Genomic DNA, 17,003 nt, shown 5'->3' with positions numbered 1-17,003 from the left:
AGAAAGGCCTCCTTCGGGAGGCCTTTTTCATGGGCGCCGGTTACGTGCATGATGCCCCGTCGCTCCCCCATAGAAGACGAGACTGCCCATGACTTTGCGCTTCAAGCTCTGCCTTGCCCTGTCTGCCGCACTGCTGGCTACCACCGCCGAAGCTGCCTCGACTCACGCTCCTGAGGCCCTGACCCCGCTGCTTAACGCCATTGGCGAACGCCTGGCCATCGCCGATCAAGTAGCGCTGAGCAAATGGGACAGTGGCAAACCCGTAGAGGACCGTCAGCGCGAGCGTGAAGTCATTGCCGCCGCCGTCGCCCAGGCACCGGTCTACAAGCTGAGTAGCGAAACCGTGGAAGCGTTTTTCGCCGCCCAGATAGAAGCCAACAAAATGGTGCAATACATCAACTTGTCCGACTGGGCCCTGGACGGCAAGGCCCCGGACCTTCCGCGCCCGGACCTGGTGGGGCAGATCCGCCCGCAGCTCGACCGCCTGCAAAAACGCCTGCTGCAACAACTGGCCGACTTCGCCCCCTACCGCACCGACCCGCAGTGCCCGCAATGGCTGGCCCGAGCCACCCACCACAACAAACAGCACCCGGTGCACCGGCTTGCCCTGATCCGGGCAACCGGAGAGCTGTGCATTTCAAAAAAAGCTTAAGACAGCCCCTTCCCCTGTGGGAGCGAGCTTGCTCGCGATGAGGCCAGCACATTCAGCACCTCAGTGACTGACACACTGCCATCGCGAGCAAGCTCGCTCCCACAGGGATCCAGCGTCGGCCATAAAGGCTATGAACACCACAGATCCAATGTGGGAGCGAGCTTGCTCGCGATGGGGCTAGCACATTCAGCACCTCAGTGACTGACACACCGCCATCGCGAGCAAGCTCGCTCCCACAGGGGATTGGGGGCGACAACTTGGGCCATCCGCGCCGCCTAGCCTATGCTGCACCCATCACTTTTCGCTTTCGGTCGATTTTCATGGATCGTGGTTTTTCAATCATCCTGTTGTTGCTACTGGCTCTGCCCGCCGCCGCGCAGATCTACAAGTACACCGACGCCGAGGGCAACACCGCCTACAGCAACCAACCGCCCCAAGGCGTCCCGGCCCAGACGGTAGAGTTGCCGCCGCTCAACAGCATCGAGCGCCAATCCCCGGCCAGCCCGAGCACACCTACGCCCTCCGCCAACAGCGAAGAACCGCGCGATGCCTACGAAATCCTGGAACTGACCGACATCCCCACCGACGAGGCCCTGCGCGCCAACAACGGCACCTTCACCGTTAGCGTGCACGCTCAACCGCGCCTGCGCAGTCCGCACCTGTTCCGGTTGCTGCTGGACGGGCAGCCCTACGGCCAGCCGAGCAACGTACCGCGCCTGCAATTGGTGAATATCGATCGGGGCGAGCACAGCCTGGCGGTTCAAGTTGTCGACGGCGACAAACTCGTGCAGCAAAGCGAAACCGTCACCTTCACCGTACAACGGGTGCACCAGCCATGATCCGTGGGTGGCTTGCGCTGGGCCTGGCGCTGACGGCGCTGCCTGGGGTGGCGCAGGTCTATACCTACATCGATGCCCAGGGCAATCGCGTGTTCACCGATCAGCCGCGCCCCGGCAACGCAAAGAAAGTCCAACTGCCACCCGGCAACCGGATGCCGGCGCCCACGGGTACAACCTCGGCACCCGCGGCCCAAGCCCAGCCCGAGCCGCTGTTTCATTACGAAATGCTCAGGCTGTTGATTCCCGAGCCGGACGCAACGATACGCAGCACCGCAGGCGAACTGATCGTCAGTGTCACCAGCGAACCCGGCCTGAAAAAAGGCCACCGCTACCGCCTGTTGCTCGACGGCAAGCCAACGGGCGCACCGGGGCCGAGCCCGGTGTTTGCCTTGAGCAACATTGATCGAGGCACCCATCATCTGGCGGTCGAAATCCTCGACGAGCAGGACCGTATCGTCGAACGCACCGCCAACCAGCCCTTCCACATGCAGCGCATGTCCCTGGCGCAGAAGCGCCGCGTCAAGCCCTGTGCCACGGCCGATTACGGTCAGCGCCCCGAGTGCCCCCTCGCCGAAAAGCCTGAAGAAGAAAAAAGCAGCATCTTGCCGTTCTTCTAACGCCGGCCAAGCTTGCGCACTATATTGGTGCAATAGCTTGCACGCTTCCCAGATCCAAAACCCATTTTGGTTCGAAAGTACCCGAAAAAGCTGGCAGAACGCCACGCAGCCGACCGAAAAACACCCTTTTGAGGCTCTAAACGCTTCTTTTCGGAGCCTTGGTTTGGTTTTTGCATTTTCCTGGCAACAGCGCATCAATCGCGCGCGCAATTTGGGACCGGTCCCGAATTGCTACGCTCCAAAAGAGGTCCTGATGACCATTAGCGACGCACTACACCGCTTGCTGCTCGACAACCTCACCACCGCGACCCTTCTGCTCGACGCCGAACTGCGCCTCGAATACATGAACCCAGCGGCGGAGATGCTCCTGGCTGTCAGCGGCCAACGCAGCCACGGGCAGTTCATCAGCGAGTTGTTCACCGAATCCGCCGAAGCGCTCAATTCCCTGCGCCAAGCGGTGGAGCAAGCCCACCCGTTCACCAAGCGCGAGGCGATGCTCACCGCCCTGACCGGCCAGACCCTGACCGTGGATTACGCGGTCACGCCGATCCTCAACAACGGCGCCACCTTGCTGCTGCTGGAAGTCCACCCGCGTGATCGCTTGCTGCGCATCACCAAGGAAGAGGCGCAATTGTCCAAACAGGAAACCAGCAAGATGCTGGTGCGCGGCCTCGCCCACGAGATCAAGAATCCCCTCGGCGGAATACGTGGCGCGGCGCAGTTGCTCGCCCGCGAACTGCCGGAAGAGAGCCTCAAGGACTACACCAACGTCATTATCGAGGAAGCCGATCGCCTGCGGAACCTGGTGGACCGCATGCTCGGCTCGAACAAGCTGCCGTCCCTGGCGATGTGCAACGTCCATGAAGTGCTGGAGCGCGTCAGCAGCCTGGTGGAAGCGGAAAGCCAGGGCTGCATCACCTTGGTGCGCGACTATGACCCGAGCATTCCCGATGTCTTGATCGACCGCGAGCAGATGATCCAGGCAGTCCTGAACATCGTGCGCAACGCGATGCAGGCCATCAGCAGCCAGAACGAACTGCGCCTGGGCCGCATCAGTTTGCGCACCCGCGCCATGCGCCAGTTCACCATTGGCCACGTGCGTCATCGCCTGGTGACCAAGATCGAAATCATCGACAACGGCCCGGGCATCCCTGCCGAGCTGCAGGAAACCATCTTTTTCCCCATGGTCAGCGGACGTCCGGACGGTACCGGGCTGGGCCTGGCCATTACCCAGAACATCATCAGTCAGCATCAGGGCTTGATCGAGTGTGAGAGCCACCCCGGCCACACCACCTTCTCGATCTTCCTGCCACTGGAACAAGGAGCCACATCGACATGAGCCGTAGTGAAACCGTGTGGATCGTCGATGACGACCGTTCTATCCGTTGGGTCCTGGAAAAAGCCTTGCAACAGGAAGGCATGACCACCCAGAGCTTCGACAGCGCGGATGGGGTGATGAGTCGCCTGGCGCGTCAGCAACCGGACGTCATCATCTCCGACATCCGCATGCCGGGCGCCAGCGGCCTGGACCTGTTGGCGCGGATTCGCGAACAGCATCCGCGGCTGCCGGTGATCATCATGACCGCCCATTCCGACCTGGACAGCGCCGTGGCGTCCTACCAGGGTGGGGCCTTTGAATACCTGCCCAAACCATTCGACGTCGACGAAGCCGTGTCGCTGGTCAAGCGCGCCAATCAACATGCCCAGGAACAACAGGGCATGGAAGAGGTGCCGGCCCTGGCCCGCACTCCGGAAATCATCGGCGAAGCGCCGGCGATGCAGGAAGTGTTTCGCGCCATCGGCCGCTTGAGCCACTCCAACATCACTGTGCTGATCAACGGCGAGTCGGGCACCGGTAAAGAACTGGTGGCCCATGCCCTGCACCGCCACAGTCCACGGGCGGCGTCGCCGTTCATCGCGCTGAACATGGCGGCGATTCCCAAGGACCTGATGGAGTCCGAACTGTTCGGCCACGAAAAAGGCGCGTTCACCGGCGCGGCCAACCTGCGGCGCGGGCGCTTCGAGCAAGCCGACGGCGGCACGTTGTTCCTCGATGAAATCGGCGACATGCCGGCCGACACCCAGACCCGCTTGCTGCGCGTGCTGGCCGATGGCGAGTTCTATCGGGTCGGCGGCCATACACCGGTCAAGGTGGACGTGCGCATCATTGCCGCGACCCACCAGAACCTGGAAACCCTGGTCCACGCCGGCAAATTCCGTGAAGACTTGTTCCACCGTCTGAACGTGATCCGCATTCATATCCCGCGCCTGGCGGATCGTCGCGAAGACATCCCGACCTTGGCCCGGCACTTCCTCAGCCGCGCGGCCCAGGAACTGGCGGTAGAGCCCAAGCTGCTCAAGAGCGAAACCGAGGAATACCTCAAGAACCTGCCGTGGCCGGGCAACGTGCGCCAGCTGGAGAACACCTGCCGCTGGATCACGGTGATGGCTTCGGGTCGCGAAGTGCACATCAGCGACCTGCCGCCGGAGTTGTTGAGCCTGCCGCAGGATTCGGCTCCCGTGACCAACTGGGAGCAAGCCCTGCGCCAGTGGGCTGACCAGGCCCTGGCCCGCGGTCAGTCGAGCCTGTTGGACAGCGCCGTGCCGGCGTTCGAGCGGATCATGATCGAAACCGCCCTCAAGCATACCGCCGGCCGCCGCCGCGACGCCGCCGTGCTGCTGGGCTGGGGCCGCAACACCTTGACCCGCAAGATCAAGGAGTTGGGGATGAAGGTCGATGGTGGGGACGATGATGACGGGGATGAGGGCTGATCAGCCTCTAGCCCTTCGCTGATCTTGAAGGCCAATCGCGAGCAAGCTCGCTCCCACAGGAGTTGCGTTTCCCTTGTGGGAGCGAGCTTGCTCGCGATGCTTTTGAAGGCTTCATGCACCGCATCAATGCACGGCGAACCGCAATTGCACATGCGCTACACGCCAAAACCCAATCGATCCAACCCGAAAAACCGCACAAACAAAGGCCAAAGCCCCGAAATACGGGGCTTTCAGCCTCACCAGCAGTTTTTTTGTGACAAGCCATTAAAAACTGGCACGTCCCCTGCAATAGCTAGATCACTACCCAGTTTCGGGGACCTTGGTACAGGCAGGCCGGGGATTCCCCATTTTATACGGGCTCAGCGAGCCCACTGTTTTGGGGGCCTTGATACAGGCAGGTCAAGGTTTCCCTTCTTTACACTCAGGGCCATGCGCTAAGCGCAGCCCTCCCGTTTTGGGGACCTTGGTACAGGCAGGCCGGGGATTCCCTCTTTTATTGCTCCTGGAGACGGACCTCCAGCCGCCAGCGATCATCCACTTCGCTGCCGGTCCACTCCCCTCGCAACGGACGCGCCGCTACCAGCGTCAGCAACAACCCCTTGTCACTCAAACGCACCCGCCAGTTCACATCCTTGCCGTTGAGCTTGAGTTGGCCCTTCTGCGGCCGGCCTTCTGCTTGAAACAGTAGCGCCACTGAGCCGTCGACAATTTCTCCATGGAGCTTGGGTTCATTGTTGAACCAGGCCACCAGCGTTCCGTCTGTCACCTCGACCTGTTGCAACGCGCTCGGGTCGGGCGTGGTCAGGCGCCCAATCATCAGCCCAACCATCATGCCGAAGATAGCCAAAGAGCCCATCACCCGAAGCATTAGCTTCGAACGTCGGTCGGTTTGCGGCGTAGAATGCCGCTCATCTTTATCTGCGGAGCCGTGCATGTTTCACGTCATCCTTTTTCAACCGGAAATTCCGCCAAATACCGGCAACGTCATCAGGCTGTGCGCCAACACCGGCTGCCACCTCCATTTGATCGAACCGCTGGGCTTTGACATGGACGACAAGCGCCTGCGCCGCGCCGGCCTCGACTACCACGAGTATGCCACCTTGCAGCGTCACGCCGACCTCGCCAATTGCCTGGAAAGCCTCGGGCATCCACGCCTGTTCGCGTTTACCACCAAGGGTTCGCGGCCGTTTCATGACGCCAGCTTCGTCGCCGGTGATGCGTTCCTGTTCGGCCCGGAAAGCCGTGGCCTGCCGGCCGACGTACTGGACGCCCTGCCCGCCGAGCAGCGCCTGCGCCTGCCGATGCGCGAAGGCTGCCGCAGCCTGAACCTGTCCAATACCGTGGCGGTGGCGGTTTATGAGGCGTGGCGGCAGAACGGTTTCGCCTGAGGCCGTCAGCCAGAAACACCTGTGGGAGCGAGCCTGTGGGAGCTGAGCTTGCTCGCGATGAGGTCGACACGGTTCAACTGCAAAACCGCGTCATCGTTCATCGCGAGCAAGCTCAGCTCCCACAGGGCTCGCTTCCACAGTTTTGTGCCGGGGCTGGCAGCGCCGCTTACTGAACGGTCGCGCCGCCTTCTTGTTGCATGCGCTGCAGTTCTTGCGCATACAGGGCATCGAAGTTCACCGGAGCCAGCATCAGGGCCGGGAATGAGCCGCGGGTCACCAGGCTGTCCAGGGTTTCACGGGCATAAGGGAACAGGATGTTCGGGCAGAAGGCACCCAGGGTGTGGCTCATCGAAGGAGCATCCAGGTTCTTGATCAGGAAGATCCCGGCCTGCTGCACTTCGGCGATGAACGCCACTTCATCACCGTTCTTCACGGTCACCGACAGGGTCAGCACCACTTCGTGGAAGTCATCTTCCAGGGCTTTCTGACGGGTGTTCAGGTCCAGGCCTACGCTCGGCTCCCACTGCTGGCGAAAGATCGCCGGGCTTTTCGGGGCTTCGAAGGACAGGTCGCGTACATAAATGCGCTGCAAGGAGAATTGCGGTGCGGTTTCTTCTTCGCTGGCAGCTGTGTTCTGTTGGTCAGTCATCGCAGATCCTTCTTACTTTCAGGTTCTTTAGTGGGAAATTCAGGCCTTGAGCAGCGCGTCGAGCTTGCCGGCGCGGTCCAGGGCGAACAGATCATCGCAACCGCCCACGTGGGTGCTGCCGATCCAGATCTGCGGCACGGACGTGCGTCCGGCCTTCTGGGTCATTTCGGCGCGCAGTTGCGGCTTGCCGTCGACCTTGATCTCTTCGAAGGCCACGCCTTTGTTCTGGAGCAGGAACTTCGCTCTGGAGCAATAGGGGCAGTAATCGCTGGAATAGACAACAACGTGGGGCATTTCACTTCACCAGGGGCAGATTGTCGGCTTTCCAGCTGGCAACGCCACCGGACAGCTTGGCAGCGGTGAAGCCGGATTTCATCAGCTCGCGGGCGTGGGTGCCGGCATGCTGGCCCTGGGCGTCCACCAGGATCAGCGTCTTGGCCTTGTGTTTTTCCAGTTCGCCGATGCGGGCGATCAATTTGTCCTGGGGAATGTTAACCGCCCCGACAATGTGACCAGCGGCGTAATCCTTGCTCGGGCGGATGTCCACCACCACGCCGGCGTCCTTGTTGACCAGCGCGGTCAGTTCGCCGGTGCTCAGGCTGCGGCCGCCGCCCTGCATCGTGTGGGCAACCAGCAACGCCAGCAGCACGACGAAGATACCGACGAGAATGTAGTGGTTAGTGGCAAATTGAATCAGGTGAGCAACCATCGAAGGAGGTTCCAGGGCGTTAAAATGTCGGCCAGTATACACAGCACGCAAGGCCGGCCAAACCCCGCCCGGCGGTGACGCCGCCGGAACTTACCTTTAAACTGCCCGTCCCTTTTCCATCGTCTTCTTTTAACCCGCCACGAGTGGATTCCATGACTACCACGCCTAAACCTTTGGTCCTGATGATTCTCGACGGCTTCGGTCACAGTGAAAGCCACGAATCCAACGCCGTGTATTCGGCCAACAAGCCTGTGCTGGACCGTTTGTGGGCCACCGTGCCCAACGGCCTGATCTCCGGCAGCGGCATGGACGTCGGCCTGCCGGACGGGCAGATGGGCAACTCCGAAGTCGGCCACATGAACCTCGGCGCAGGCCGCGTGGTGTACCAGGACTTCACCCGCGTGACCAAATCGATCCGCGATGGTGAGTTCTTCGAAAACCCCACTATCTGCGCCGCCGTGGATAAAGCCGTGGCCGCCGGCAAAGCCGTGCACTTCATGGGCCTGCTGTCCGACGGTGGCGTGCACAGCCACCAGGACCACCTGGTCGCCATGGCCGAACTGGCTGCCAAGCGCGGCGCCGAGAAGATCTACCTGCACGCGTTCCTCGATGGCCGCGACACCCCGCCGAAAAGCGCCACGTCGTCGATCGAGCTGTTGGACGCAACGTTCCAGGCCCTCGGCAAGGGGCACATCGCCAGCCTCATCGGCCGCTACTACGCCATGGACCGTGACAACCGTTGGGACCGCGTGTCCCAGGCCTATAACCTGATCGTCGACGGCAACGCCGAATTCAACGCCTCCACCGCCCAGGAAGGCCTGCAAGCCGCCTACGAGCGCGGCGAAAGCGACGAATTCGTCAAGGCCACCACCATCGGCGAGCCGGTGAAAGTCGAAGACGGCGACGCCGTGGTGTTCATGAACTTCCGCGCCGACCGCGCCCGCGAGCTGACCCGGGTGTTTGTCGAAGACGATTTCAAGGAATTCGAGCGCGCCCGACAGCCAAAACTGGCCGGCTTCGTGATGCTGACCCAATACGCCGCCAGCATTCCCGCGCCATCGGCCTTCGCCGCCGGCAGCCTGGAAAACGTGCTGGGCGACTACCTGGCGAAAAACGGCAAGACCCAACTGCGCATTGCCGAGACCGAAAAATACGCCCACGTGACGTTCTTTTTCTCCGGTGGCCGTGAAGAACCCTTCCCGGGCGAAGAACGCATCCTGATCCCTTCGCCGAAAGTCGCCACCTACGACCTGCAACCGGAGATGAGCGCGCCGGAAGTGACCGACCGCATCGTCGACGCCATCGAAAACCAGCGTTACGACGTGATCGTGGTCAACTACGCCAACGGCGACATGGTGGGCCACAGCGGTGTGTTCGACGCGGCGGTCAAGGCCGTGGAATGCCTGGATACCTGCGTTGGCCGCATCGTCGAGGCCCTGGAAAAGGTTGGCGGCGAAGCATTGATCACGGCTGACCACGGCAACGTCGAGCAGATGTCCGACGAATCCACCGGCCAGGCCCACACCGCCCACACCACCGAACCGGTGCCGTTCATCTATGTCGGCAAGCGCGGCTTCAAGGTTCGCGACGGTGGCGTGCTGGCCGATGTCGCACCGACGATGCTGATGTTGCTGGGCATGGAGAAGCCGGCAGAGATGACCGGGACTTCGATCCTGGTCTGATTGATCCATCAATCACCGCAAACCCTGTGGGAGCGAGCTTGCTCGCGATAGCGATCTTCCAATCAACATCTTTGTTGAATGTGCTGGCGCCATCGCGAGCAAGCTCGCTCCCACATTGGTTTCTGGTGTTTTTTGGGCCAGTTATCACACAGTCCCAAATGGGCGTTTTTTTTGCAGCCTGGGGCGGGCATACTAGGCCGTCCCTTTCCCTGGTGTCGCCCGCCTCTATGCTTCGCGTCCTGATAGCCCTCGCTCTGACCTGCCTGCTCCAACCGGCCTTTGCCGACGAGCGCGCGCAAACCCAACAGCAGTTGGAAGCCACGCGCCAGGACATTGCCGAGCTGAAAAAGCTGCTGGGCAAGTTGCAGGAAGAGAAATCCAGCGTGCAGAAAGACCTGCGCGGCACCGAAACCGAGATGGGCAAGCTGGAGAAGCAGGTCGACGCCCTGCAAAAAGAACTGAAGAAAAGCGAATCCGAGCTGCAGCGGCTCGATGGAGAGAAAAAAAAACTCCAGAGCGCGCGCACTGAACAGCAAAAGCTGATCGCCATCCAGGCCCGGGCCGCCTACCAGAACGGCCGCCAGGAATACCTCAAGCTGCTGCTCAACCAGCAGAACCCCGAGAAATTCGCCCGTACCCTCACCTATTACGACTACCTGAGCCAGGCCCGCCTGGAACAGCTCAAGAACTTCAACGAAACCTTGCGCCAGCTGGCCAATGTCGAAAAAGACATCGAGCTGCAGCAGGCCCAGTTGTTGGTGCAGAAAAGCAGCCTCGACACCCAGCGCGAAGAACTCGAGAAGGTTCGCAAGGAACGCCAAGTGGCCCTGGCCAAGCTCAACGACGACGTGAAGGCCCGCGACAGCAAGCTCAAGGCCCGCGAGCAGGACCAGGCCGAACTGGCCAATGTGTTGAAAACCATCGAAGAGACCCTGGCCCGCCAGGCCCGAGAGGCGGAAGAAGCGCGCCAGAAAGCGCTGATCGCCCAGCAGGAAGCCGAAAAAAAGCGTTTGCATGAAGCCCAGGCCGACGCGGACGCCGGCGACGCACCGCGCAAGCCGGCAAAGTCCAGCCCCGGCGCACTGGTTTCCAGTGACGGCGAAACCTTCGGCGGCGCTTTTGCTTCGGCACGAGGCAAACTTCCATGGCCGGTCAATGGTCGATTGCTTGCACGCTTCGGTGAAACCCGCGGCGACGACACCCGCACCAAGTGGGACGGGGTGATGATCAGCGCCTCCGCCGGCAGCCAGGTGCATGCCGTGCATGGCGGGCGCGTGGTATTCGCCGATTGGCTGCGCGGTGCCGGCCTGCTGGTGATTCTGGATCACGGCAACGGTTATTTGAGCCTGTACGGCCACAACCAGACGCTGCTCAAGGCCGCGGGCGATGTGGTCAAGGCCGGCGAGTCCATCTCCACGGTCGGTAACAGTGGCGGGCAGGATACGCCCGCACTGTATTTCGCTATTCGTCAGCAGGGTCGCCCCAGTGACCCGGCCCAATGGTGTCGTGCGCAAGGATAAGCGCGCCCATCCTATTAAGGAGTTCGTTCGACATGCTGCATTTGTCCCGCCTTACCTCGCTGGCCCTGACGATCGCCCTCGTGATCGGTGCGCCCCTGGCTTTCGCCGCCGAACCGGCCCCGTCGGCCCCCGCCGCCACGGCGGCGACCACCAAGGCCCCGCTACCGCTGGACGAACTGCGCACCTTTGCCGAGGTCATGGACCGGATCAAGGCCGCCTACGTGGAACCGGTGGATGACAAGGTGCTGCTGGAGAACGCCATCAAAGGCATGCTCAGCAACCTTGACCCGCACTCGGCCTACCTGGGGCCAGAAGACTTTGCCGAGCTGCAGGAAAGCACCAGCGGCGAGTTCGGTGGCCTGGGCATCGAGGTCGGCAGCGAAGACGGCTTCGTCAAGGTGGTCTCGCCAATCGACGACACCCCTGCATCCAAGGCCGGCATCCAGGCCGGTGACTTCATCGTCAAGATCAATGGCCAACCGACCCGCGGCCAGAGCATGACCGAAGCCGTGGACAAGATGCGCGGCAAGATCGGCCAGAAGATCACCCTGACCCTGGTCCGCGACGGCGGCACACCTTTCGACGTGACCCTCACGCGAGCGGTCATCCAGGTCAAGAGCGTGAAGAGCCAGTTGCTGGAGTCGGGCTACGGCTACATCCGCATCACCCAGTTCCAGGTCAAGACCGGCGAAGAAGTCGCCAAGGCCCTGGCCAAGATGCGCAAGGACAACGGCAAGAAACTCAACGGCCTGGTCCTGGACCTGCGTAACAACCCCGGCGGCGTGCTGCAGTCGGCGGTGGAAGTGGTGGATCACTTCATCACCAAGGGCCTGATCGTCTACACCAAGGGCCGCATCGCCAATTCCGAACTGCGCTTCTCGGCCACCGGCAACGATTTGAGCGAGGCTGTGCCATTGGTGGTGCTGATCAACGGCGGCAGCGCTTCGGCTTCGGAAATCGTTGCCGGTGCCCTGCAGGACCAGAAGCGTGGCGTGGTCATGGGCACCACCAGTTTCGGCAAGGGCTCGGTGCAGACCGTATTGCCACTGAACAACGACCGTGCCCTGAAGATCACCACCGCGCTGTACTTCACACCCAACGGCCGCTCCATCCAGGCCCAGGGCATTGTCCCGGACATCGAGGTGCGCAAGGCCAAGATCACCAACGAGCAGGACAGCGAATACTTCAAGGAAGCCGACCTGCAAGGTCACCTGGGCAATGGCAACGGCGGCGCCGACAAACCGACCGGTTCCGGCGCCAAGGCCAAGCCAATGCCGCAGGATGACGACTATCAGTTGGCCCAGGCCTTGAGCTTGCTCAAAGGGTTGAACATCACGTCCGGCCGCTGAGATGGGCCTGCGTTTCACCGTCGTCCTGCTGTGCCTGCTGGCAGGGGCCGTTAACGCGGCGCCCGCCACACCCTCTTCGCCACACAAGGCGTACCTGAGCCTGATCATCGACGACCTGGGGCAAAATCTGCCCCGGGATCGCCGGGTTCTAGCCCTCCCCGGTCCGGTCACCGCCGCGATCATGCCTGACACCCCTCACGCCGCCGAAGTCGCCCGCGAAGCCCATCGCGCCGGCAAGCTGGTCATGCTGCACATGCCCATGGACCCGGCCACCGGGCCATTCGCCTGGCATCCGGAACTGTCCATCGAAGAACTGGGCAAGCGCCTCGACGCCGCGTTCGCGGCCGTGCCCTACACCAGCGGGATCAACAACCACATGGGCAGCCGCATGACCGCCCAGCCCCAGGCCATGGCGTGGCTGATGGCGAACTTGCAGCAGCGCCATAAGTTTTTCGTCGACAGCCGCACCAGCGCCCAGACGGTCGCTGCCGCCGAGGCCCAGAAGATTGGCCTCGCCAGTGTGTCGCGGGATGTGTTCCTCGACGACGAGCGCACCGAAGCCGCCATCGCCCAGCAGCTGCAAACCGCCATCGACCTGGCCCACCGGCAAGGCTCGGCCGTGATGATCGGCCATCCCTACCCGCAGACCCTGGCGGTACTCGAACGCGAGCTGCCCAAGCTCAAGGCCCAGGGCATCGAATGGATCGACATCAAGTCGATGATCAGCCTGCGCAGCAATCGGGCGATGGTCGGGCATGGGAAGGATGGGGTTTATCGGTAGCGGCTGAGCGCTATCTCAAACCGCGCTGCCGCCATCGCGAGCAAGCTCGCTCCCACAGGGATACTGCACCGGGCACAAGAGTTGTGTTCACGGCAGATCCCCTGTGGGAGCGAGCTCGCTCGCGATGGCGGCGTTGCGATGGGTGAAATTCTTAGAGATACCGCGCCATGATCGCGTCCACCGCACCTTCCTTGCGCAATTCATCCAGGGCCTTTTGAAGCCGGGCGATCACCTCATCAGACACGTCTTTGTTCAACGCCAGGTACAACTCGGCACTGTTGAATCGCAACACGGTCTTGAGATCGTCCACCCCTTCCTGTCGCGCCAGGTAACGCCCGGCGGGATCCCCGGTGGCCCACAGGTCGATCTGGCCGTTGACCAGTTTCCGGGCGTTGTCCTGGTCGCGTAATACGACAATCGGCTTCAACCCCTGCTTGGCCAGCGTCTCGGCAATCGCGTCGCCCTTATACGCACCGATCTTGTATTGGCGCGCCTGCTCCAGCGAGTCGAGGGCGATCTTGCTGTCGGCCTTGGCGAGCATGATCCAGTCGTCCGGACCGATGGGGCCGACCCATTTGAACAGCTTCTCTCGCTCCGGCAACCGCGCCATGACAAACACACCGTAACCCGGATTTTCCAGGGCGAGTTTATAGATACGTTCCCAGGGGAAACGTAGCGTCAGGCTGTAGGAGATATCGGCGCGCTTGAATATTTCGCGGACGATGTCCACGGCAATGCCATGGATATTCTCGTCCTGGGCGAAGTTCTTGCCGTTCTTGGCCATGTTGTACGGCGGGAAGTTTTCCGTCAGCAACACCAGCGGAGCATCGGCGGCGCGGGTGGTGCCTGCGAGCAGCAACGTGGCGCCCGCAAAGGCAAGAACGAGACGTTTGAGCATGTCGGGCTACCGCAATCCATGGTGTGCCCAAGAGTGCCTTGGGCCCGCCATGGTGTCCAGCGATCAGCGAATGCAGATACCGCGATGCGCCATGTAGGCCTTGGCTTCCGGCACGGTGTATTCGCCGAAGTGGAAAATGCTCGCCGCCAGTACCGCGCTGGCGTGGCCTTCAAGAATGCCATCGGCCAGGTGCTGCAGGTTGCCGACGCCGCCAGAGGCGATGACCGGAATGCCCAGGGCATCGCTGATGGCGCGGGTGACGCCCAGGTCGAAACCGTTTTTCATGCCGTCCTGGTCCATGCTGGTCAGCAGGATTTCCCCGGCACCCAGGCCTTCCATCTTCTTCGCCCACTCGACGGCGTCCAGGCCCGTGGGTTTACGCCCACCGTGGGTGAAGATTTCCCAGCGCGGGGTCTCGCCCGGGCCAGAGACCTTCTTCGCATCGATGGCCACGACGATGCACTGCGAGCCGAAGTGCTGGGCCGCTTCACCGACGAATTCCGGGTTGAACACCGCCGCCGTGTTGATCGACACCTTGTCCGCCCCGGCATTGAGCAGGTTGCGGATGTCCTGCACGGTGCGCACGCCGCCGCCCACGGTCAGCGGGATGAACACCTGGCTGGCCATGCGCTCGACGGTATGCAGCGTGGTATCGCGGCCATCGACGCTGGCCGTGATATCGAGGAAGGTAATCTCGTCCGCACCCTGTTCGTCGTAGCGACGGGCGATTTCCACCGGGTCGCCGGCATCACGGATGTTCTCGAACTTGACGCCCTTGACCACCCGGCCGTTGTCCACGTCCAGGCAAGGGATGATGCGTTTGGCCAGCGCCATGGTCAGTCCTCAGCCTTTGTACGAATCGCAGAAAGCTTGCGCTTCAGCGACGTCGAGGGTGCCTTCGTAGATCGCGCGGCCGGTGATTGCACCGATGATGCCCGGCGCCTTGGCGTCGAGCAGCGACTTGATGTCACCCAGATTATGGATGCCACCGGAGGCGATCACCGGGATTTTGGTGGCAGCGGCCAGCGCAGCGGTGAACGGTACGTTGCAGCCCTGCATCATGCCGTCTTTGGCGATGTCGGTATAAACAATCGAGGATACGCCGTCGGCTTCGAACTGCTTGGCCAGATCAATGACCTGCACGGTGCTGATTTCAGCCCAGCCATCGGTGGCGACGAAACCGTCCTTGGCATCCAGACCGACGATGATCTTGCCCGGGAACGCGCGGCAGGCTTCGGCGACGAAAGCCGGGTCTTTCACGGCCTTGGTGCCGATGATCACGTAGCTCACGCCGGCCTTGACGTAGTGCTCGATGGTTTCCAGCGAGCGAATGCCACCGCCGATCTGAATCGGCAGGTTCGGGTAGCGCTTGGCAATGGCCGTGACCACTTCGCCATTGACCGGCTGCCCTTCGAAAGCGCCGTTCAGGTCGACCAGATGCAGGCGACGGCAGCCGCCCTCCACCCACTTGGCGGCCATGCTCACCGGGTCATCGGAAAACACCGTGGAGTCTTCCATGCGGCCCTGACGCAGACGTACGCAAGCGCCGTCCTTGAGATCGATAGCGGGGATAATCAGCATCTGGCAAACCTTCAAATACGAATATTCAGCTTGGCTCGAAAATCAGTTTTTCTCGAGCGCCCACAAGTCGCTTTCAATGCTTTCGAACCTTTCTTTAAGGTGCGTCTGCACATCGAAAATCGCCCTGTTGTAATAGTGCGGAGCAATTTCGCGGGTAAACAGGTCAAGAATTTCCGCCGCTTCGAACGAACCCAGCTCCAGTTCGAAACGCTCCTCCATGAACCGCTGGATCTTGCGGTTCGCTTCACTCTCCTGTTCGGGCGTGAGGGTGAGGATCGGCGGTTTCTTGCGGGCCATTACCAGCGCCCGTCCCACGCCGCGAAGTTCTGCAACAGTTGCAGGCCATGGGTATGGCTCTTCTCCGGGTGGAACTGCACGGCGAAGCGCGAACCATCGGCCAGGGCCGCGGCGAAATCGACGCCATAGTGACCGCTGCCCACCACCTGCCGCGCATTGCCGGCGGCGATGTAGTAGCTGTGCACGAAGTAGAAGCGCGCCAGGTCCGGAATGTTGTGCCACAGCGGGTGATCCACCGTCTGCTTCACTTCGTTCCAGCCCATGTGCGGGACCTTCAAGTGCTCGCCGTCTTCATGCAGGCCCTTGCCAAAGAACTTCACTTGGCCTGGGAACAGCGAAATGCAATCGACACCGTCGTTCTCTTCGCTGCGATCGAGCAAGGCCTGCATGCCCACGCAGATGCCAAGGAACGGACGGTCCTGGCTGACTTCGTGCACCAGCTTGTCGAAGCCCAGGCGACGAATCTCGGCCATGCAATCACGAATCGCACCAACGCCGGGGAACACCACCCGGTCGGCTTCGCGAATTACGTCGGCATCGCTGGTGATCAGCACTTTGCCGGCGCCCACGTGCTCGAGGGCCTTGGCCACCGAGTGCAGGTTGCCCATGCCGTAGTCGATAACCGCGACCGTCTGCATTACAGGACGCCCTTGGTGGAAGGCATCTGGCCGGCCATGCGGTCATCGAGCTCCACGGCCATGCGCAGCGCGCGGCCGAAAGCCTTGAACACGGTTTCGATCTGGTGGTGGGTGTTGTGCCCGCGCAGGTTGTCGATGTGCAGGGTCACGTTGGCGTGGTTGACGAAGCCCTGGAAGAATTCCTGGAACAGGTCAACGTCGAAGCCGCCGACAGTGGCACGGGTGTACGGCACATGCATCTGCAGGCCCGGGCGGCCAGAGAAGTCGATGACCACCCGCGACAGCGCTTCATCGAGCGGCACGTAGGCATGGCCGTAGCGACGGATGCCCTTCTTGTCGCCGATGGCTTTGGTAAAGGCTTGCCCCAAGGTGATACCGACGTCCTCCACCGTGTGGTGGTCGTCGATATGCAGGTCGCCCTTGCTGACGATGTCCAGGTCGATCAGCCCGTGGCGGGCGATCTGGTCCAGCATGTGCTCAAGAAAAGGTACACCGATATCAAACCGGGCCTTTCCGGTGCCATCCAGGTTGATCGAGGCTTTGATCTGGGTTTCCAGAGTATCGCGCTCGACAGACGCCTTACGTTCGGCCATCACCAGCTCCGCAAAATCATTGGGCGAAAAAGGCAGCC

At 61.8% G+C, this 17,003-nt stretch carries 20 protein-coding genes; 10 read left to right on the top strand and 10 right to left on the bottom strand.

Annotated features, from left to right (window positions below; genetic code table 11):
• The first annotated feature begins 88 nt into the window (after positions 1-88).
• From PSH84_RS06465 to ntrC, 5 genes are all read left to right on the top strand, one after another.
• Positions 89-652 (top strand): chorismate mutase, encoded by a 564-nt coding sequence (locus PSH84_RS06465; RefSeq protein ID WP_305482420.1) that lies wholly within the window; start codon positions 89-91, stop codon positions 650-652.
• A gap of 320 nt (positions 653-972) precedes the next feature.
• On the top strand, positions 973-1,491 hold the full coding sequence (locus tag PSH84_RS06460) for a DUF4124 domain-containing protein (protein ID WP_305482419.1): 519 nt from the start codon (positions 973-975) through the stop codon (positions 1,489-1,491).
• Positions 1,488-2,108 (top strand): DUF4124 domain-containing protein, encoded by a 621-nt coding sequence (locus PSH84_RS06455; RefSeq protein WP_122565254.1) that lies wholly within the window; start codon positions 1,488-1,490, stop codon positions 2,106-2,108. The genes PSH84_RS06460 and PSH84_RS06455 overlap by 4 nt, the downstream gene beginning before the upstream one ends.
• A 253-nt stretch (positions 2,109-2,361) precedes the next feature.
• Entirely contained in the window at positions 2,362-3,447 is a 1,086-nt protein-coding gene (gene glnL / locus PSH84_RS06450; protein WP_122565253.1) for a nitrogen regulation protein NR(II), read from the top strand.
• The gene (ntrC, locus tag PSH84_RS06445; protein WP_060739603.1) at positions 3,444-4,880 is read left to right on the top strand and encodes a nitrogen regulation protein NR(I); all 1,437 of its coding nucleotides are present in this window, start codon (positions 3,444-3,446) and stop codon (positions 4,878-4,880) included. The genes glnL and ntrC overlap by 4 nt, the downstream gene beginning before the upstream one ends.
• Positions 4,881-5,373: 493 nt before the next feature.
• On the opposite strand, the gene PSH84_RS06440 is transcribed toward ntrC, so the two are convergent.
• Positions 5,374-5,814 carry a hypothetical protein gene (locus PSH84_RS06440; protein ID WP_122565252.1) on the bottom strand — a complete coding sequence of 147 codons (441 nt, stop codon included), beginning with the start codon at positions 5,812-5,814 and terminating at the stop codon, positions 5,374-5,376.
• Between PSH84_RS06440 and trmL the strand changes: the two genes are divergently transcribed.
• Positions 5,813-6,268: a tRNA (uridine(34)/cytosine(34)/5-carboxymethylaminomethyluridine(34)-2'-O)-methyltransferase TrmL gene (gene trmL / locus PSH84_RS06435; protein WP_305482418.1), complete on the top strand. Its 456-nt coding sequence runs from the start codon at positions 5,813-5,815 to the stop codon at positions 6,266-6,268. The two genes, PSH84_RS06440 and trmL, sit on opposite strands and share 2 nt — an antisense overlap.
• 166 nt (positions 6,269-6,434) lie before the next feature.
• Here the strand turns inward: trmL and secB are convergent, their stop codons facing one another.
• From secB to PSH84_RS06420, 3 genes are read right to left on the bottom strand one after another with little or no spacing between them, the layout of a single operon-like run.
• Positions 6,435-6,917 (bottom strand): protein-export chaperone SecB, encoded by a 483-nt coding sequence (gene secB, locus PSH84_RS06430; RefSeq protein ID WP_122565250.1) that lies wholly within the window; start codon positions 6,915-6,917, stop codon positions 6,435-6,437.
• Between the two features lie 39 nt (positions 6,918-6,956).
• A complete protein-coding gene (gene grxC, locus PSH84_RS06425; RefSeq protein WP_305469301.1) occupies positions 6,957-7,211 on the bottom strand; it encodes a glutaredoxin 3 in 255 nt (84 codons plus the stop codon).
• A 1-nt stretch (position 7,212) separates the two neighbouring features.
• Complete coding sequence (locus tag PSH84_RS06420) at positions 7,213-7,626, bottom strand: rhodanese-like domain-containing protein (RefSeq protein WP_109751986.1); 414 nt, start codon at positions 7,624-7,626, stop codon at positions 7,213-7,215.
• Positions 7,627-7,778: 152 nt separating this feature from the next.
• Here PSH84_RS06420 and gpmI point away from each other — a divergent pair, with 152 nt between their 5' ends.
• From gpmI to PSH84_RS06400, 4 genes are all read left to right on the top strand, one after another.
• The gene (gpmI, locus tag PSH84_RS06415; protein WP_305482417.1) at positions 7,779-9,308 is read left to right on the top strand and encodes a 2,3-bisphosphoglycerate-independent phosphoglycerate mutase; all 1,530 of its coding nucleotides are present in this window, start codon (positions 7,779-7,781) and stop codon (positions 9,306-9,308) included.
• A 227-nt stretch (positions 9,309-9,535) separates the two neighbouring features.
• Positions 9,536-10,828, top strand: a complete 1,293-nt coding sequence (locus PSH84_RS06410) for a murein hydrolase activator EnvC family protein (protein ID WP_305482416.1) — start codon at positions 9,536-9,538, stop codon at positions 10,826-10,828.
• A 32-nt stretch (positions 10,829-10,860) separates the two neighbouring features.
• Complete coding sequence (locus PSH84_RS06405) at positions 10,861-12,177, top strand: S41 family peptidase (RefSeq protein ID WP_122565246.1); 1,317 nt, start codon at positions 10,861-10,863, stop codon at positions 12,175-12,177.
• 1 nt (position 12,178) lies between these two features.
• Positions 12,179-12,958, top strand: coding sequence for a divergent polysaccharide deacetylase family protein (locus PSH84_RS06400; RefSeq protein ID WP_305482415.1), 780 nt, complete (start codon positions 12,179-12,181; stop codon positions 12,956-12,958).
• A gap of 151 nt (positions 12,959-13,109) precedes the next feature.
• Here the strand turns inward: PSH84_RS06400 and PSH84_RS06395 are convergent, their stop codons facing one another.
• From PSH84_RS06395 to hisB, 6 genes are all read right to left on the bottom strand, one after another.
• The gene (locus tag PSH84_RS06395) at positions 13,110-13,856 is read right to left on the bottom strand and encodes a substrate-binding periplasmic protein (RefSeq protein WP_305482414.1); all 747 of its coding nucleotides are present in this window, start codon (positions 13,854-13,856) and stop codon (positions 13,110-13,112) included.
• Between the two features lie 63 nt (positions 13,857-13,919).
• Positions 13,920-14,690 (bottom strand): imidazole glycerol phosphate synthase subunit HisF, encoded by a 771-nt coding sequence (gene hisF, locus PSH84_RS06390; RefSeq protein ID WP_003196830.1) that lies wholly within the window; start codon positions 14,688-14,690, stop codon positions 13,920-13,922.
• Positions 14,691-14,699: 9 nt separating this feature from the next.
• Positions 14,700-15,437 (bottom strand): 1-(5-phosphoribosyl)-5-[(5-phosphoribosylamino)methylideneamino]imidazole-4-carboxamide isomerase, encoded by a 738-nt coding sequence (gene hisA, locus PSH84_RS06385; RefSeq protein WP_014336098.1) that lies wholly within the window; start codon positions 15,435-15,437, stop codon positions 14,700-14,702.
• Positions 15,438-15,479: 42 nt separating this feature from the next.
• A complete protein-coding gene (locus tag PSH84_RS06380) occupies positions 15,480-15,734 on the bottom strand; it encodes a DUF2164 domain-containing protein (protein WP_122565242.1) in 255 nt (84 codons plus the stop codon).
• Complete coding sequence (hisH, locus tag PSH84_RS06375) at positions 15,734-16,372, bottom strand: imidazole glycerol phosphate synthase subunit HisH (protein WP_024619262.1); 639 nt, start codon at positions 16,370-16,372, stop codon at positions 15,734-15,736. The genes PSH84_RS06380 and hisH overlap by 1 nt, the downstream gene beginning before the upstream one ends.
• Complete coding sequence (gene hisB, locus PSH84_RS06370) at positions 16,372-16,965, bottom strand: imidazoleglycerol-phosphate dehydratase HisB (RefSeq protein ID WP_003186751.1); 594 nt, start codon at positions 16,963-16,965, stop codon at positions 16,372-16,374. The genes hisH and hisB overlap by 1 nt, the downstream gene beginning before the upstream one ends.
• Between the last annotated feature and the right edge of the window lie 38 nt (positions 16,966-17,003).

Origin of the sequence: Pseudomonas beijingensis, from assembly GCF_030687295.1 — a bacterium.
Taxonomy (GTDB): domain Bacteria; phylum Pseudomonadota; class Gammaproteobacteria; order Pseudomonadales; family Pseudomonadaceae; genus Aquipseudomonas; species Aquipseudomonas beijingensis.
The sequence above is the reverse complement of the archived record's forward strand: the minus strand, read 5'-3'. Positions and strand labels throughout refer to the sequence as shown.

Coding starts and splice junctions, on each gene's coding strand:
- hisF (WP_003196830.1), bottom strand. CDS start 14,690: ATGGCGCTGGCCAAACGCATCATCCCTTGCCTGGACGTGGACAACGGC.
- PSH84_RS06405 (WP_122565246.1), top strand. CDS start 10,861: ATGCTGCATTTGTCCCGCCTTACCTCGCTGGCCCTGACGATCGCCCTC.
- PSH84_RS06395 (WP_305482414.1), bottom strand. CDS start 13,856: ATGCTCAAACGTCTCGTTCTTGCCTTTGCGGGCGCCACGTTGCTGCTC.
- PSH84_RS06380 (WP_122565242.1), bottom strand. CDS start 15,734: ATGGCCCGCAAGAAACCGCCGATCCTCACCCTCACGCCCGAACAGGAG.
- PSH84_RS06440 (WP_122565252.1), bottom strand. CDS start 5,814: ATGCACGGCTCCGCAGATAAAGATGAGCGGCATTCTACGCCGCAAACC.
- gpmI (WP_305482417.1), top strand. CDS start 7,779: ATGACTACCACGCCTAAACCTTTGGTCCTGATGATTCTCGACGGCTTC.
- PSH84_RS06410 (WP_305482416.1), top strand. CDS start 9,536: ATGCTTCGCGTCCTGATAGCCCTCGCTCTGACCTGCCTGCTCCAACCG.
- PSH84_RS06420 (WP_109751986.1), bottom strand. CDS start 7,626: ATGGTTGCTCACCTGATTCAATTTGCCACTAACCACTACATTCTCGTC.
- PSH84_RS06400 (WP_305482415.1), top strand. CDS start 12,179: ATGGGCCTGCGTTTCACCGTCGTCCTGCTGTGCCTGCTGGCAGGGGCC.
- ntrC (WP_060739603.1), top strand. CDS start 3,444: ATGAGCCGTAGTGAAACCGTGTGGATCGTCGATGACGACCGTTCTATC.
- grxC (WP_305469301.1), bottom strand. CDS start 7,211: ATGCCCCACGTTGTTGTCTATTCCAGCGATTACTGCCCCTATTGCTCC.
- hisA (WP_014336098.1), bottom strand. CDS start 15,437: ATGCTGATTATCCCCGCTATCGATCTCAAGGACGGCGCTTGCGTACGT.
- hisH (WP_024619262.1), bottom strand. CDS start 16,372: ATGCAGACGGTCGCGGTTATCGACTACGGCATGGGCAACCTGCACTCG.
- trmL (WP_305482418.1), top strand. CDS start 5,813: ATGTTTCACGTCATCCTTTTTCAACCGGAAATTCCGCCAAATACCGGC.
- secB (WP_122565250.1), bottom strand. CDS start 6,917: ATGACTGACCAACAGAACACAGCTGCCAGCGAAGAAGAAACCGCACCG.
- PSH84_RS06460 (WP_305482419.1), top strand. CDS start 973: ATGGATCGTGGTTTTTCAATCATCCTGTTGTTGCTACTGGCTCTGCCC.
- PSH84_RS06455 (WP_122565254.1), top strand. CDS start 1,488: ATGATCCGTGGGTGGCTTGCGCTGGGCCTGGCGCTGACGGCGCTGCCT.
- glnL (WP_122565253.1), top strand. CDS start 2,362: ATGACCATTAGCGACGCACTACACCGCTTGCTGCTCGACAACCTCACC.
- PSH84_RS06465 (WP_305482420.1), top strand. CDS start 89: ATGACTTTGCGCTTCAAGCTCTGCCTTGCCCTGTCTGCCGCACTGCTG.
- hisB (WP_003186751.1), bottom strand. CDS start 16,965: ATGGCCGAACGTAAGGCGTCTGTCGAGCGCGATACTCTGGAAACCCAG.